This window comes from Mariniflexile sp. (genome assembly GCF_052728615.1).
Genome location: NZ_JBFVFE010000051.1, coordinates 1 through 17021, shown reverse-complemented (window position 1 = coordinate 17021; position 17021 = coordinate 1). Strand labels below are relative to the sequence as shown.

Below are 17021 nucleotides of genomic sequence, written 5' to 3'. Positions count from 1 at the left end.
AAACTTTTAGAAAAAGCCCCTGTTTGCAAACAGAGGCTTATTCAAACTAAACTAACTCAACTAAAACTACTACTAATCGTTATTTTATGAAAGCTTTAATCTCTGCCATTGCAGCATTTTCAGTGCCATCATGTGATGTTGTAGAAATAAATTTCAAATACCTAAATGTTTGCTCAGAAGAAAAACTTACATCCTGTTCCTCTTTTATATTTTGCAACTCAAACTTTCCTAATGAAGACCAATTTGAATTATCCGTACTTTTTTGTATTTCAATGTTTTTTACTGCTCGGGATAAAGACTGCCTTTGTGCAAACCTTACACCAAATACTTTAGTTTGTGCTCCCATATCTATGGTAATGTGGTGCGGTGAGGTTGCTGTACAACCACTCCAACAAGAATGCCAATAAGTATCTAATTTACCATCTAAAACATCTTTTGCGCGACCCGTATCTCCTTCTCCTCCTTTATCTTCTTGTGAACTAAAATCAATAACCGACCAAGAATTTCTATCTAATAATGTTACTGGTGATGGAGGGTCAGGAAGTTTAGGTATTTCCAAAGCAGTAAAATCTATATTTGGAGCTACTCCAGAAGCTGTTCTTGAAAATGACGTATTTGGCTTTACATTCGCATTAAAAAATCCACAATTTTTTAGAAAAAAGGCATTGCCAGTAGTACCTCCTTCAAAATCAGATCGGTCTCCGTTACTTGCAGTTGCATCTGCCGTAAATGTTCCACTGGTCATTTCTACCCATTTCTTTTCGGTTGTGTATACCCATTGGTTACCATAATTTACACGTCTGGAAAGATTACCTGTACTGGGATTGAAATTCTCCAAAAATGAATGCAATCTTGTTAAATGGGTACTGGTTTTTGGTCTTCTTAAACTGGCTATTAATTGCCAATCTCCAATTGCAGGATCATAGAAATATGCTGTATAATCTGTAGATCCAACAACACTGGAAGTTTCTCCCTTGAGTAAAAACTTATATGTAACTCCTGCTTTCCAACCAACGTTCTTGAAGCATTGCATACCAGAACCTTCGTTACCAAAGGCTTGTACAGTTACACCAGTGCTGTTACCTAAATTAGTAACCGTATAATCCTTAGGGATTTGACTTGGATCGTCTGTTTTAAAAGCACTCCATATTGAGAACAACACGCGTCTTTCGGTTGCTGAATTTACCTGCATACCAAAATAACCTTGTGCATGACCGTTAGCCATAAAGAACGATCCTAATTGGTCTTGGCCCTCGGGAACAGTAACCTCGTTATAAAACCACTGAACATCTTTTCCAACTGGTTCATCGTAACCCATGTGTACCGAAGGACCTCTTCTGCCAAAATAAAAATTATCTGTGGGAACAAATGTGATGCCTGAAGCTATTGCAGAACCTCCGAAAAGAATATCGCTGATATCTGCAATATAATTTCCTGATTTTTTAATTCCTTTAATCTCTATCAATTGATATCCAGCTGGTACTGTAAATGTTCCTATTTCTTCTGTTTTATATGTGGTGCTAGAAGCAGCAATTTCTTTGGAAATATCCCCAACGGTCACTTTTATTTTTGAAGAACCATCAAACGATTTCATTTTTAACCCAATATTCAATTCTCCTGCTCCTGTTTTTACATAAGTATGAATGACATCATCTAAGGATGACCAATTACGGATACCTGATTCAGAAATGACATTTTGATCCTGGACAAGGTTATTTAAAACCCAGCTATTGGCACCTATAGGAACTGTTTTTGTCAAGCTTAATGCTGGTGGATTTTCCTCCTTTACTTCTTTTTTACCAGGTGCATCACTTTGAGAACACGAGAAACATGAGAATGACACTGTAATTATAAGCACTAATACCAATACTATGCTTCTTAAATCTAAATGTGATATTGTTTTTTTCATACTTTAATTTTTTCTTTAGTTTGATATTTTAAATATTTGATTCCTATTGTTATTGTTAACAACTAAAATGACATTACCATTAGCAGTTTTTAATGGCAACATGCTCCTTACATCTAAATCAGCATAAAAGCCTATTTTGTAATTGGGCAAATAGGTAAAACCTCCCTGCTTATCTCCTTTTAGGAAAGTTCCCGTTCCTGCATCGGCACGCGTAGTTTCCACTTCAGACTGGTAATTGTTTCCTGCCATTAAAAAATCTTTAATGTTGTCGCCATCTAAATCTTTATAAATGACACTGTTAATAGGTGATTTCTGTATTTCTATTGGAAAAGGTTTAAAACTGAATTCCCCTTTGCCATTGTTTATAAAAATACCCGATTGAAATTCGTTAACTTCGTAATGCAAGGAGGTTAAAATCCCATCACCGACAATGCCCTGCAAATCTTTATTTGCAAACTCGTTGTAAGTGGCTATTTTCTTTTTTAGAAAAGGCATTTGTTGCGCTGTGCAACCTTTACCCCTTACTGGTACTTGCTTTTCATTATAATATTTAGCAAGCATAATATCTTCGGTTCCGTTACCATCAAAATCTTTTGTGTACACATGGAAAGGTTTCTCTTTTGATGCATGGAATTTATAATTAAGCCCCAAATTTCCGGCAATGATGTCTTTATCTCCATCGCCATCAATATCTTCGATAGTAATTGTATTCCACCATCCTTTTGTTGAAGACAAAGAATTATATCTGTCGTTTTTTGAAAGTATGCCGTCTTTATTTATAAACACTTCAATACCCATCCATTCTCCTGTAATAATTAAATCTTCATCAGCATCATTATCAATATCTGCCCATTGTGCATCGGTAACCATACCAATAGTTTCGGCTTGTGGTGCTATGGATGCTATTTTATTTTTAAAGGTTCCATTTTCATTGATCAATAAAAAATTGGTTGGTGCATACGGATATTTCCCAGGAATTACACGGCTGCCCACAAACAAATCCATATCGCCATCCTTATCAAAATCTGCCGCCCGAACTACCGAACCTGCAGTCCTGATTGTTGGTATTTTTGAATCTGACCTTTTAAAGTTAAAATTCCCCTGGTTTATATAAAGTCTGTCTTGAAGTAAATCTGAACCTTCAATAAACTCGTAACTTCCGCTTACCACATATAAATCTTGATCGCCATCATTATCTGCATCAAAAAAACAAGCTGCAACATCTTCATGTTTTTCATCTTTAATTAAATCGGGAATGGAAATGGCATCAAAACCACCTTGTTTATTTGCTATTAAAAATTGCCCTGTTTGTTGATGCGCTCCTCCTAAAAAAATATCATCCAACCCATCATTATTAAGGTCTGCCTTCGCTATGGCAGGTCCTGTTTGCGATAGCTTATGTGGCAACAATACTTGTTTGTCAAAATCATTAAATGGTATTTCAGTATGTTTGAAATTGAATGCACTTTCTGTAAACAATTTTTTATTTTCAGAAGTAGTAGCCTCTCTAGCCGATGCTTCCTTACTATCTGAATAATTAATCGTTATGGTTTTATTACTTGAAACATTTGTAAGCGTTTGGGTTTTTCCATCATTCCAAATAATTTCCACTTTGGGCACTGTGGCCTCTTTACCCAATCCGAAATGAAGTTTATTGGATACCGAAGAAAGATAACCTCTAGCGTTTATAAGCTGTCGTGTTAAAATCTGTCCGTTTTCATTATGTATTTTAACGGTAGTGCCAACACCAAATTTATTTTTGTTAGGACCTTTGAACACAAACTGCAAAAAGTTATTATTATTAATTTCTCTTGCATTATTTCTTAAAATAGTAGCGTTTTCATCTAAATTGTTTGTCACAATATCTAAATCACCGTCATTATCCAGATCTACATAAACAGCACCATTTGAAAAGGTTGGCTTTTCGTTTGCCCAATCCGTGGTCGTATTCTCAAATTGCGAATTGCCTTTGTTTTTAAAAAAATAGTTGGTTAGTTTTTGTTGCGGTAACTTTTGGGTAAAATTGTAAAAATCTTTTTCTGTAAGATGATCCTTATTTAGGTTGATATATTTATCAATTTCGTTATTTGTGTCTCTATCTACAACATCTCTGTAAATACCGTTGGTTACGTATAAATCGTTATAACCATCTAAATCAAAATCGGCAAATAGTGCAGACCAACTCCAATCTGTTTGTGCAATGCCAGACATATTGGCAATTTCACTGAATGTGCTATTCCCGTTGTTTAGCTGCATAACGTTATGCATGTATTGGTAATGATAATCTTTATCGACCATATCTTGAAAACGGTCAATGGACATCATAGACATGGTGGTTTTGGATCGCACATAATCATCCGGACTCATATCCAAAACCAACAAATCTGAAAAACCATCATTGTTAATATCGGCCATATCACTACCCATACTGTAATACGAAATGTGTTTAAAAAGGCTATTTCTGCTTTCAGTAAACGTACCATCGCCATTATTTACATAGGCAAAATCTGGACTGATAAAATCATTGGACACATAAATATCTGGCCACCCATCATTGTTAAGATCGCCTACTTGTGCGTTTAAACCAAAGCCTAAATCAGGAAGAATTCCCGCTTTTAAAGTGACATCTGAAAAATGCCCATTTCCGTCGTTCTTATATAACTTATCGCTACTTCTAAAAGCTTTTGTGTTAGGGTCTTTTTGAATTTCTGATAAATCAATTATTTTTCCTGACAAACCAAAGTCTGATGGTGCATTTGTAATATAAACATCCAAATCGCCATCTTTATCATAATCAAAAAAAGTAGAACTTATAGATCTATTGGTATCTGCTAAACCGTATTTGCTTGCCTGTTCCGTAAATGTTAAATCACCGTTATTTATATATAGCATATTGGCCAACCGTTCATCGCCATTATACCAACCCGCTCTATTGATATAGATATCGAGAAATCCGTCATTATTCACATCTGCAACAGATACGCCAGCGTCAAAACCTGTACGCTTTACAATACCAGCTTGTTCTGTAATGTCTTCAAATTCAAAATTACCTTTATTTAGAAACAACTTGTTGGAATATATGTTGGAAGTGAAGAAAAGGTCTTCCAAACCATCATTGTTAAAATCTGCAGCAGCAACGCCACCTCCTATGTATATGTAAAGATACTTATAGTAATGAAGCTGTTCTGATTCTAAAATTTTATTTTGAAAAATGACTCCTGACACTTCTGAAGGAACATTGGTGAATAGCTTATCTGCATCAAGATTATCCAAGCCATTGTTACATGACAGTAAACAAATTAACAATCCATATAAAGTATATTTTTGCATCAGGTAAAAATGTAATTACTATTTTAATATGTTGAAATTGATATAAATATGCTTTTACAAAAAAGAATATAAGCCCAAAACCACATTTTGTTTTTGGGCTTATATGAGTGTCATTTAAAAATAAACTGTTATTTCAGCCAAAGCAGCATTGTTCGATCCATCAAAAACTTTAATAACATTAAGTCTAAAATAGCGCGCTGTCACCTCTTTATCTAGAGGTTTATCTTGAGCACTTTTAGATTTTTCCAATGTAAATTCACCTAATGAAGTCCAAGTAGAATTATCATCACTGATTTCTATTGAAAGAATCTCTATGTTTCTAGAAAGTGATTGTCTTTGCAAAAAAACAAACCCATTGATTTTTTGAGATTCTTGCATGTCCACAACAAAAAAATGTGGAGGCACTGCGGTACAGCCATTCCAGCACGTGTGCCAAAATGTATCTGGTTTTCCGTCAAATGTGTTCCAAACTCTTCCATTACCTTCGCCTTCGCCATCTTGATCTTCCTGGCTTGAATAATTGATAACTTTCCAACCCGTAGTGTCTAATGATACTGGAGGTAATTTAAGATTTGTGTCAACTAAAACCGCATCAGGTGAACATGAATACGATATAGTTAATAGTGTTATTATTAAAAAAGAAACCATTGTAAATAATATCTTTTTCTGTTTTATTATTGTTTTCATAAATTATATTTATTTAATTATATAAAATTTTCACTGTAGTATAATATCAAAAAAACTTTCGGTATTTTCTATTAAGGATTTTGAATTAAAGTGGGTTGTATTAATATTTGCTGTTCAGGAATAAACTCCACAATGACTTTATTGGTAGATTCTATTTCAAAAAATGGACTTGTACCATTTAAATGCGTTCCAGGGTATCTTCTATTCATGATGCGTCCATTTCTATAAACATCAAATTTTCTATGTCCTTCAAAAGCCAACTCTAAACGACGCTCATCCAATACAACATCCAATACTGTTTTTCCAGCAGGAAGTGTAGTTAAAGTATAATTAGGAACTTGTGCTCTGGTTCTTAATGTATTTACCATATCTAAAGCCAATTGACCCGAACCTTTTTTTGCATGAGCCTCGGCTTTATTTAAATACATTTCTGCTAAACGTGATACCGTTGGAGACCAAAGATGTAAATCTTTCTCTTGTTGGGATGCTTTTAGAATAAAGAATTTAGGATAACCATTTCTTTTATCTAAATCAAAATCTTTTATAACATCCTGTCTTCCATTAGGACCATTGAAATAATATATAGTTTTACCACTCACCACTTCAGATTGAACCGTATAGGTTGTTCCTCCATCTGTAAAGGTAGTTACCCCACTAGTTGTAGTTGTTCTTCTAAACTCGTATTTGTACTGCGTGTTAACCCAATATACGGCAGGAATTTTATCTCCACTTGCATCTTTTAAATATTGTGGTTCAATAAAGCTTTTTCTTAAATCAGTGGCATTTTTATCAATTAAATCAAGATAGGTGCGCGATGCATACATTTCGCCCCATCCTACACCATCAATAGTAGCATAAAAAGAGCCTATGGTGTACCAATCTTCAGTTCCAGGTATGTCTATATCTTTTGTTAAAGTAATTGAAAATATAGCTTCTTCATTTTCGGCAGGAGCCAGTGTATTCATAACCGCAAAGCGACTGGAAGGTAAAAGTGAATAAGTTCCTGAATTTAAAACTTTGTCTGCATACAGAATGGCTTTATCATTGTCTTCCATATATAAATATACCCTGGACAATAAGGCTTGTGCCGCTTCTTTCGAAGCAAAAGATGGCCCCTTATTAGTATTCATCAACGCTTCAGCTTTCAATAAATCTGAAATCACTTGGGCATACACTTCACCAACGGTATTCCTATCTGGTAAGTCCGTTATATCAGATGTCAACTTTAATGGAATTGATAAGTTTGAAGTTCCTTGATTGTAAGGTCTTCCAAAAACATTACCCATTTGAAAAAACACAAGAGCTCTAATATAATAGTTTTCTCCAATAACTTGATCTTGCTCTGCACTTTTACCTTCGGTTAAACTTTCAATAACTCTGTTTGTTCCAACGATGGCCTTGAAAGAGTTACTCCAAAACCTATTGTTTCTGCTGTTATTAGGGTTTCTTTGGTAGTTATAAAAGAAGTATAACGCATCGGTAGTACCGCCACTTATCATAACGTTATCACCTGAATATTCAGACATTCTATGTAAATCGTCCGACCATCCGTCATAGCCTTTATCTCCTTTTAAGAAAAGGTAGTTACCAAGCGTTGCTGCTTGGGCAGCACCGGGATCTTTAAATAAATCTTCTGCTGCAATTTCAGTAAAAGGACTTCTATCCAATTCACATGAAGTAATTACAGCTGTGATTGCCAGTAGTGATATATATATTATTTTTTTCATGCTTAAATTTTTTAATTGATTAAAACGTAATATTAAGTCCTAAAGCATATCGTCTTGGGATAGGATAGCCTAAACTTGTAAAACCATTAGCTCCTCCAACAGTAGGGTCCACTCCAGAGAATTTGGTAAATGTTACCAAATTATCCCCTGTCAAATAAATGCTTGCTCCCACTATACCTAAGCGACCTAAAGCTGATTGAGGTAGATTATAGGATAATCGTACATTATTAAGTCGTAAATAGCTTCCATCTTCTAAATAACGCGTAGAAGTTTGGTTACTTCCTGGGTAGCCTCCATCTCTGGGTTTAGGATGCGTAACCAAATCGCCCGGTTTTTCCCATCTGCTCCAACCTTTAGGTAATACCATTTGGTTGAATTGTAAATAGAACCCATCAGAATCAAATAAATTACGTGAAGAGTTGTACAACTCTGATCCATAAGAAAAACTCCAATTAGAACTTAATGAGAAAGCTTTATACCTTATGCTTGTATTAAAACCACCTGTGAAATCTGGATTGGATGTTCCAACTATTTGGACTGTAGCACTGTTATAATCATTTGTTGTAGAACGCTCTCCAGTAGTTTTATCAACCACTTCATATACTGGTGTACCATCTCCAGGATTAACACCCAACCATTTCCTCATGTAAAAGGTGCCAAATTCCTCACCTTCCCTTATAATAGTTGAGCCTCCAATAATGTCCGTTCCATCTGCAAGTTCTTTTACTTCATTTTTATTAAAACTAATATTGAACCCTACATTAATACCAAAATCTTCTTTATTAACCAGATCTGCAGATGCAGCTACCTCTATACCTTTATTGGTAATAGATCCAATATTCTCATATCTACCACTAAATCCAGTCTGGTCAGATAATGCTCTAAAATAAAGCAATCCTGAGTTTTCTTTATTATAATAATCTACAGTTAAATCGATGGCACCAAATAAGGTAGCATCTATACCTGCATTAGATTCAATGGCTTTCTCCCATGTTAAATTTTCTGTTCCCAATCGCAGTGGTTTTGCCGCAATTAAACCAGCATATTGAAATTTAACATCATAAGTACTTAAAAACCCAAACCCTCCGGGTTGATTTCCTACAGCACCATGGCTCGCTCTTAATTTTAAAGCATTTATTTGTTTCACGTTAAAAAAATCTTCTTTATGGATATTCCAACCTGCAGCCACGGAGTAAAATTCACCATAACGATAATCTTTAGCAAAAGCTGAAGCACCATCAACTCTTACTGACCCTTTTACGAAATATTTGGCTTTGTAATCGTAATCTGCAGATACTAAAACAGATTGTTGTGCAAATTCACTGGCATCACCGTTAGCCGCAGCCGGTTTTAAACCTACACTTTGCACTTTTCCGTTTACCACCACATTCTCTGATGTTGTAGATACGTTTTTTGTACTGCTATCATTATACTCATAACCAGCTAAAACATTTACTGTATGGTTTTCGTTAAACGTGTTGGAGTATTTTAACATTTGATTTGTAAACCTGTATAGGCCTCTAAACGTAAAATCATTTATAGAACCATTAGTTGTTCGCCCGCCGTTTGACCTTGGATCTGTATATGAAAAAGATTCGTAATTACCCCATCTAAAGTTATTTGTAGAAACATAGGTAAGGTTGGGAAGTAATTTATATTCAAAATCAAAACTACCAAAAAAGTCGAAAGATCTAGAATCAGTATAATTCCACTGACGGTCATAAAAAAAGTTTCTTTTATCCCTACCTAACCAATCATCGCCTTGTGCATCGGAAGCATTTACTACCGAACCATCCGCAGCAAAAGGTAAATCCCATGGCAAATTCAAATAAGCTTCATATAGAGAAGCCTCATTGGTAGCATCTCTTCTATCAAAAACAAAATTAAGTTTTGGCTTAATAGTTAATCTATCCGATATATTATAATCTAAATTGGTACGAAATGTATATCTGTTTAGTTCATTACCAATTACAGTTCCTTCTTCGTTATAATATCCTGTTGACAAGAATAAGTTATGTGTTTCTGTAGCCGAAGTAAACGTTATGGACGCATCTTTTACAAAAGCGTCTTGTGTAGCACCATCTATCCAATCATAATCTCTATCTAACAAATCTGGTGCAAACCAAGGGTTTTGGTTTCCAAGCTCAGCTTGATAATCATATAATTGTTGGGAATTCATGACCTCAAACTTTCCAGGGTTAAATTGATTTATTGCTGATTTCAGGGAAACGCTTACCTGTGGCTTGCTCCCTATTTTACCTCTTTTAGTGGTTACTATAATAACACCGTTGGCACCCCTGTTGCCATATAAAGCTGTTGCAGATGCATCCTTTAATACGGAGATGCTTTCCACATCATTTGGGTTTAGTTTTGGATCTGAATTGCCAATAATGACACCATCCAAAACCCATAAAGGTGAATTGGTTGAATTAATGGAAGACCTACCTCTTATAATAATACTTGGAGAATCTCCAGGAGAACCAGTATCCGGTAAAATCTGCACTCCAGCAATCTTACCTTGTAACATGGTAGCAACTTCAGGCGTGGTTACATCGGCTAGTTTTTCCGACTTAATTTCTACAATCGAAGATGTGACAGTCTCTTTCTTTTGAGTACCATACGCCACAACAACAACCTCATCCAATTGGCTAATATCTTCAATTAAAACAACTTTAATAGCTGTTTTGCTTCCTACATTTACTTCTTGATTCTTATAGCCAAGAGATGAAATGGATAAAATACTGCCTGAACCCGCATTGAGAGTTAGGTTACCGTCAAAATCTGTTATCCCTCCTTTGGTAGTGCCTTTAACAATAATACTTGCACCTGTAATGGGAGTTCCTGATTCGTCAACCACCGAGGTTGTAACTGATCTTTCCTGCGCCTGTAAAAACACTGAAAAAATTAGCATGAAAATAAAAATTGGTATACTTTTTTTCATATAAAATTTGTTTATGTTAGTTAATTAATTTGTTTGTTAATAAGTGTCTTTCATCCAGTTATAAGGTTTACGTTTTATCCAATTACCTCGCGTAAAGTCTGGAAAATCCTGTGGTTCGCCATTATTTTCTATGGACAGTTCTGATAACGGTGTTACAGCGCTCCAAGCAGCTGCATCATAGGCATCCATGGGTGGTGCTATGTTTTCTTTAGCAGATTCTACAAAAGAGTTCATAACAAAAAAGTCCATACCTCCATGCCCAGCACCTTCAGCTAATTCCCCATACTTTTTCCAAAGCGGGTGGTCGTATTTTTTAAACCAAGGCTCCATACTCTCCCAACCGTGTCCTTCCGTTGTGCCTTCTATATGAATACGTTGTGTGTGATAATCAAAATCTGCAAGTCCTTGAACACCTTGTACTTTAAACCCTAAAGAATATGGGTGGGGTGTATTGACATTATGGGTTACAATAATGGTTTCTCCGTTAGAAGTCTCAATAGTGGATGTTATGATATCTCCTTGCTTCCATTTTAATTTTGCATTTGGATGATCTTTTCCACCAGTTTCTACAATGTACTTGTTCAGTCCAATGGCTTTGGTGGCATGCGATGTTAAGGATACCAAACGATTTCCTCTATTTATATCTGCCATAACGGCTACAGGTCCTAAACCATGCGTGGGATAAACGTCTGCATTTCTTAACAGTGAATGTTGTGTTCTCCAGGCAGATTCAGAAATACCTTTTTCTCCAAATTCAGCACCTTTTCCATAAGCTGTTTTTCCATCATTGAACTTAACGCCTCTTAAATCATGTTGGTAACCACATCTAAAATGCAGTAACTCGCCAAAAACATTTTGTTTTACCATATTTAATACGGCTAACACATCTCTACGATAATTTACGTTTTCAAGAATCATTAAATGAGAGCCTGTTTGTTCGTGTGTGTTTACCAAATCCCAGCACTCTTCTAATGTATTTGCAGCAGACACCTCTAAACCGGTATATTTACCAGCTTTCATAGAATCTACAGCCATTTTGGTATGCCACAGCCAAGGGGTTGCAATTATTACGGCATCAACATCTTTTAACTCTAAAAGATTTCTATAATCTAAATCGTTTTTGCCAAAAACCTTGGGTGCTTTAAAACCGGCAGTCTTAATCATAGAAAGCGCTAGATCTATTCGCTCATTATCCAAATCACAAATAGCTGTTATCTCTATATCCTTTCTATGCAATGCATTGGTTAAATGGTTAGTACCGCGTAAGCCTACACCAATAAATGCTAATTTTATTTTTTCCTTATTTAAATTAAACCCAGAACCATATGTTAAACTAGGTAGTATAGATAAGCCAGCTGTTGCCATTGCCGCTTTTTTGACAAAAGACCTTCTTGAGTTTTCTTTCATATATTTAATGTTTATTGACAAATTTGCAATATTCTTGCATAAACAATAGCCGTCAATTTGTTCAAAAAAGGTAGAATTAATAGTCAAATACCAGACTTTGACCAATTAGTATACTTTTTTGAATAATACGTATCCTAGAGCTACAAACGTTTGCTTAACTTCTTGCTAAATCACTATTATTTATTTTCATGCTTGCTTTAATTTATATTTAATCGTTGAAATTATTGCTCTAAAAAACATTAAAACATATAGTGGCAATAGAGGTTTTGCATCGGTGCCTCATTTGAACGATAGCACTACAATACCTTAAGATTATATCAACCGATTAATAGGATTGACTGAAAAGAGTCCTTTTTTTGACCAAAATACACACCTCATTATCATCCATCAAACCTTAATTTTGATATGTATTGAAAAAAATAGTAATATATTTAGAGGAAAGAATTAAAATAATATTCTCAGCAATGGATTTAAAGCAATTTAAAATAATATTCTATATAATTTTATCCATTGCATGTGCTTACAATACTAATGCCCAAAATTATATTAATATTAAGCACATAACCCCACAGTACAATAACAAAAACGTACATGTCTTTCAAGTTTCACAAGATTCTATTGGGAACATCTGGATGAATACTATATATGGTATTTTAAAATATAACGGTTATTCATATACTTTAATTAAAAACAATGAGATATTTCCAGATGACAGGATAGACATAATGTATTCTGGACAGAGTAAAAATATATGGATAAAAAGTATTAAAGGTTCAGTATGTTACTATAATTCCAGCAAAGGTGTATTTACACCAATTGACGGTTTGCCAAAAAATTCCGTTAGTGTTATCAAGCCCGTAAAAAACGGTTTACTTATTGCAACAAAAGTCGGAGAGATTTATACTTATTTTAACAAAAAGATTGAGAAGATTTTTACTATTCCAAATATCAATGAAAAAAATATTGAAATATGGGATACAGAAATCGTAAATGATACTGAGTTTTATGCAAGCACTTCCCAAGGGAAAATTTTTAATTATTCCTTGAAAACCAAAAAACTAAATGAACTTACAGGCCTTTTTACAAATTACCCTCAAAAAATCACACTTCAAACAGGCACTGAAAATAGACTTTGGATAGCAACTGAAGCTCATGGATTATTTGTTTATGATATTCTAAAAAAAGAGTTTATTCAAAACTACTTCCTTAAAGGTCACTTAAAAAATATTGAAAAAGAACTGTTCCTGAACATGTTTCATGATAGTAACGGTATTATCTGGGCAGGTACAGATGGTGGTGGTCTATATAAGATAAACGAAACGTCGGGATCCATTACCGTGTTTAAAAATAAGTATCCCAACGAATTTTCATTGAGTGGCAACACCATTATGGATATTAGCGAAGATTCCAATGAAAACATCTGGATTGTAACCAACCATGGGGAAGTAAACGTAATTCCAAAACCAAATGAACATATTGGGTACAACAAAGGTTCGGTTAATGATATTCCGTTAAGAATATTGAGTATCTACAAAAGCAGCAAAGGCACCTTATGGGTGGGCACAGATGGAAATGGTCTAGTTAGAATTGATAACAATAATACTGAAAAAGAATATTTTAATGACATTGATAATAATTTTTATATCCAATCTATAGCTGAAGATAACGATGCCAACATTTGGTTTGGAACTTACAGAAATGGTTTGTGGAAATACAACCCTATTACAAATACGTTTAAGCGTATTCCTGTAATAAACAAATTAAACGAGGCAGCTACAGATGTACGAACTGTTTTCAAAGACTCTAAAGGCCGAATTTGGGCAGGCACAAATACGGGTTTAAATGTATATTCCAGCAATGAGGGCTTGATTGCGAGTTTTGGTAATATGGAAAACGGACTTAACGGAACTTATTTTGAAAGCATATTTGAAGACCAAGATAAAACAATATGGATTGGCCAAGTAAAAGGTGGCCTATTCAAATTTAATGAAAACCCTAATGATATTGAAAATTCTTTATTTACGGGTTACTCTAACCCACCAGACAACTCCTTGATAAGAGTTAGGGATATGTGCCAAGGTAAACAAGGTGAGATTTGGTTTATTGATGAAAAACTTGATCTTAACTTATTCAATTCAAAAACTGGAAAATTTAAAGATTTTAAAGATTTATTCCCTAATAATGAGCTCAATTTCTCAGCAATTATAGCCCAAGATGAAAACAATTTATGGTTAAGTTCTACAAACGGTATCCACCACTTTGATTTGATTACAAAAAAATTAGATTCCTATTACACATCTGATGGTTTGCAGGAAGATTTTCATATTACAAGGAGTAAGTTTATGGACAATAATGGCTTGATGTATTTTGGAAGTGACAAAGGCTTCCATTATTTTAATCCTAACAAATTGAAGAAAACATTAAAAAAGGGGAAATTATATGTGAACAGTATTGACATTTTGAACAAACCAGCAAAAGACATTATTCCAAATCAAATAACCACAGATATTTTTAATGTAGACCATTTGAATTTAAAAAACGACCAATCATCGTTTTCGGTCAGATTTGCGGCAATCAATAATATTTTAAATCCTAATTATTATTATTCATATAAATTAATTGGTTTTGATAATGATTGGAAATCAACCTACTATGAAGGATTGGCAACCTACACCAATATTCCTCCAGGTGATTATACACTTAAAATTAAAGCTAATGAGAGAGATCAGTCTTCTGGGATTTTAGAGAAAGAGATAAAAGTATCTATTGCCTATCCATTTTGGAAAACAACATTTGCTTATGTTATTTACGGTATAATTCTTTTTGTTATAATTTTTACTGCTTCAAAATGGTATCTTTTAAGAAGAAAGTTGTTGATCAATAAAATTAGTAGAAGAAAAAAAAAAGAGCTTCACAGTGCCAAAATGGATTTTTTTACAAAAATGTCCCATGAAATCCAAACCCCTATCACGCTTATTCTTAGCCCCATACAAAACATGATAGAAAATGCCGAAACAAATGGCAACCTGCTTTTAAAAGAACGGTTGAATGTAATATCCAATAATGCACAACGATTATCTAGAATAGCACGTGAACTTACACTTGTAAGAAATAAAGAGCTAAAAAAATTAAAATTACATGTAACCCAAAATAACTTATATGAAGATATTTACAACATAGCTTTATCATTTAAAGAATTGGCACGAATTAAAAAAATAGATTTCAATACCAATTGCCCAAAAAACCTAGATAATACTTGGTACGATAAAGAAAAACTGGAACATATACTATATAATATTATTGATAATGCGTTTAAATTTACACCTCAAGAAGGCTTTATACAATTAAACATCATACCAATTAAAAATAACCAATTTATAAAAATCTCTGTCACAGATACAGGTTCTGGAATTTCCGAAAACGAACTAGAGAACATTTTTAAATTATTTTACAGGACAAACAATGATGCCAAAGGTATGGGCATAGGGTTGGCACTTACTAAAGAATTAGTAGATGTTCACAAGGGAAAAATAAGAGTAAAAAGTTCAAAATCTGAAGGAACTATATTTACTGTAAAAATACCAGTAGCCGAGAATGCTTATCTAGATAGTGAAAAAATCACTTCAAGTAAAAAAATTGAAAACAATCAAAATTTTGATACTCCGAACACTGAGTTAAAAGAAACAATAAATTTTGATAGTTCTAAAACAACAGTGCTCATAGTTGAGGACAATTTTGAACTTCAAAATTTTTTAAAAGGACTCCTATCTGAACAATATAATGTGTTACTTGCAGAAAATGGTAAAGAAGGATACTATCATGCAAAAAATAATCTACCCGATTTAATTATTAGTGACATCATGATGCCAGAAATGGATGGTATTGAACTTTGTGAAAAACTTTTAAAAGATAGTTTAACAAAACATATTCCCATTATTTTATTAACAGCTAAAAATTCAACTGAAACTAAAATTACAGGTTTAAAAGCTGGTGCCATTGAATACATCAATAAACCATTTAACTCCAACGAATTATTACTTAAAATTAATAATATTTTAATAAGAAAAGAATCTATAATCTCTAAATATCGCAAAGAGCTTATTAATAGCCCTCAAATTAATATTGAACAATCTCAGGATGAAGTTTTTTTAGAACACTTAAACAGTATTGTGAATGATAAGTTAAACGATCCGGATTTTAAAGTGGATGATTTAGCGGAAAAATTGAATATGAGCCACTCTAGTTTATATAGAAAATGCTCTACTTTAACGGGTTTGAGTCTCATTGATTACATACGTGAGCAACGTGTAAAAAAGGCGGCGATTTTATTAACAAAATACGGATATAACATATCTGAAGTAGCATATATGGTCGGTTTTAATAATCCAAAATATTTTTCAAAGTGTTTTAAGAATCAATATGGTATAAGTCCAAAAGATTTTTGTAATGAAGCTAAAAAAGTTGGTATTGATGAACACCTTAAAAAACATAAATTGGAAAATATAGTTTAATTAAAGAATTAGAACTATCCACTCGTGTATTCGTTTATACAATCGAATAGTGTTTTTCGTATATTTTCTAATGAAAAAAATAATTTCTCAATCACCATTGTAAACGTTTCTTCTGTTCAGGATTACATTTGCTATCATATCTTTGGTTTTGCATAAACTTCTTATCCATCAGATTCAGATCTCTTATAACACTTCTTCAAACGCTCCTAAGGCATCTAATCATGGAACTTCCATATAATTTATAAGTTAAGCTAGAGTGTTTTGTTTTTAACCATCTGCTACTAATAAAAATAATTACTGATTAAAATGACCAAACATTGACCCTTTATTGACAAAATTATAACCCCTATGTCTGCGTAAATTTGAAAAAATTAATACAAACTAAAACACTTTTAAACTAAAACACTTTTTATGAAGACCCTGAAAATAAATTTATAGGTATAAGCGTTTAGTTCGCACTTGTTAAGTGCTTATTTTATTGATATTTCTTTATAATTTACCATCTTTCT

At 33.6% G+C, this 17021-nt stretch carries 7 protein-coding genes; 1 reads left to right on the top strand and 6 read right to left on the bottom strand.

The genetic code is table 11. The features are described 5' to 3' along the window. Positions 1–79 precede the first annotated feature (79 nt). The 6 genes from ACU1LP_RS15410 to ACU1LP_RS15385 all read right to left on the bottom strand — a co-directional run bounded on the left by ACU1LP_RS15410 (position 80) and on the right by ACU1LP_RS15385 (position 12001). Entirely contained in the window at positions 80–1909 is a 1830-nt protein-coding gene (locus ACU1LP_RS15410) for a DUF3472 domain-containing protein (RefSeq protein ID WP_445736724.1), read from the bottom strand. A gap of 15 nt (positions 1910–1924) precedes the next feature. Continuing rightward, on the bottom strand, positions 1925–5239 hold the full coding sequence (locus ACU1LP_RS15405) for a VCBS repeat-containing protein (RefSeq protein ID WP_445736723.1): 3315 nt from the start codon (positions 5237–5239) through the stop codon (positions 1925–1927). Between the two features lie 114 nt (positions 5240–5353). Then, positions 5354–5926 (bottom strand): discoidin domain-containing protein, encoded by a 573-nt coding sequence (locus tag ACU1LP_RS15400; RefSeq protein ID WP_445736722.1) that lies wholly within the window; start codon positions 5924–5926, stop codon positions 5354–5356. 71 nt (positions 5927–5997) lie between these two features. Next, a complete protein-coding gene (locus tag ACU1LP_RS15395; protein WP_445731897.1) occupies positions 5998–7653 on the bottom strand; it encodes a RagB/SusD family nutrient uptake outer membrane protein in 1656 nt (551 codons plus the stop codon). A gap of 19 nt (positions 7654–7672) precedes the next feature. Then, positions 7673–10594, bottom strand: a complete 2922-nt coding sequence (locus tag ACU1LP_RS15390; protein ID WP_445731896.1) for a SusC/RagA family TonB-linked outer membrane protein — start codon at positions 10592–10594, stop codon at positions 7673–7675. Between the two features lie 36 nt (positions 10595–10630). Then, complete coding sequence (locus ACU1LP_RS15385) at positions 10631–12001, bottom strand: Gfo/Idh/MocA family protein (protein ID WP_445731895.1); 1371 nt, start codon at positions 11999–12001, stop codon at positions 10631–10633. Positions 12002–12465: 464 nt separating this feature from the next. Between ACU1LP_RS15385 and ACU1LP_RS15380 the strand changes: the two genes are divergently transcribed. Continuing rightward, positions 12466–16512 (top strand): hybrid sensor histidine kinase/response regulator transcription factor, encoded by a 4047-nt coding sequence (locus tag ACU1LP_RS15380; RefSeq protein ID WP_445736721.1) that lies wholly within the window; start codon positions 12466–12468, stop codon positions 16510–16512. Positions 16513–17021: the final 509 nt, after the last annotated feature.

Excerpts from the sequence above, each read along its gene's own strand:
- ACU1LP_RS15410 (WP_445736724.1), bottom strand. The coding sequence starts at position 1,909 with ATGAAAAAAACAATATCACATTTAGATTTAAGAAGCATAGTATTGGTA.
- ACU1LP_RS15405 (WP_445736723.1), bottom strand. The coding sequence starts at position 5,239 with ATGCAAAAATATACTTTATATGGATTGTTAATTTGTTTACTGTCATGT.
- ACU1LP_RS15400 (WP_445736722.1), bottom strand. The coding sequence starts at position 5,926 with ATGAAAACAATAATAAAACAGAAAAAGATATTATTTACAATGGTTTCT.
- ACU1LP_RS15395 (WP_445731897.1), bottom strand. The coding sequence starts at position 7,653 with ATGAAAAAAATAATATATATATCACTACTGGCAATCACAGCTGTAATT.
- ACU1LP_RS15390 (WP_445731896.1), bottom strand. The coding sequence starts at position 10,594 with ATGAAAAAAAGTATACCAATTTTTATTTTCATGCTAATTTTTTCAGTG.
- ACU1LP_RS15385 (WP_445731895.1), bottom strand. The coding sequence starts at position 12,001 with ATGAAAGAAAACTCAAGAAGGTCTTTTGTCAAAAAAGCGGCAATGGCA.
- ACU1LP_RS15380 (WP_445736721.1), top strand. The coding sequence starts at position 12,466 with ATGGATTTAAAGCAATTTAAAATAATATTCTATATAATTTTATCCATT.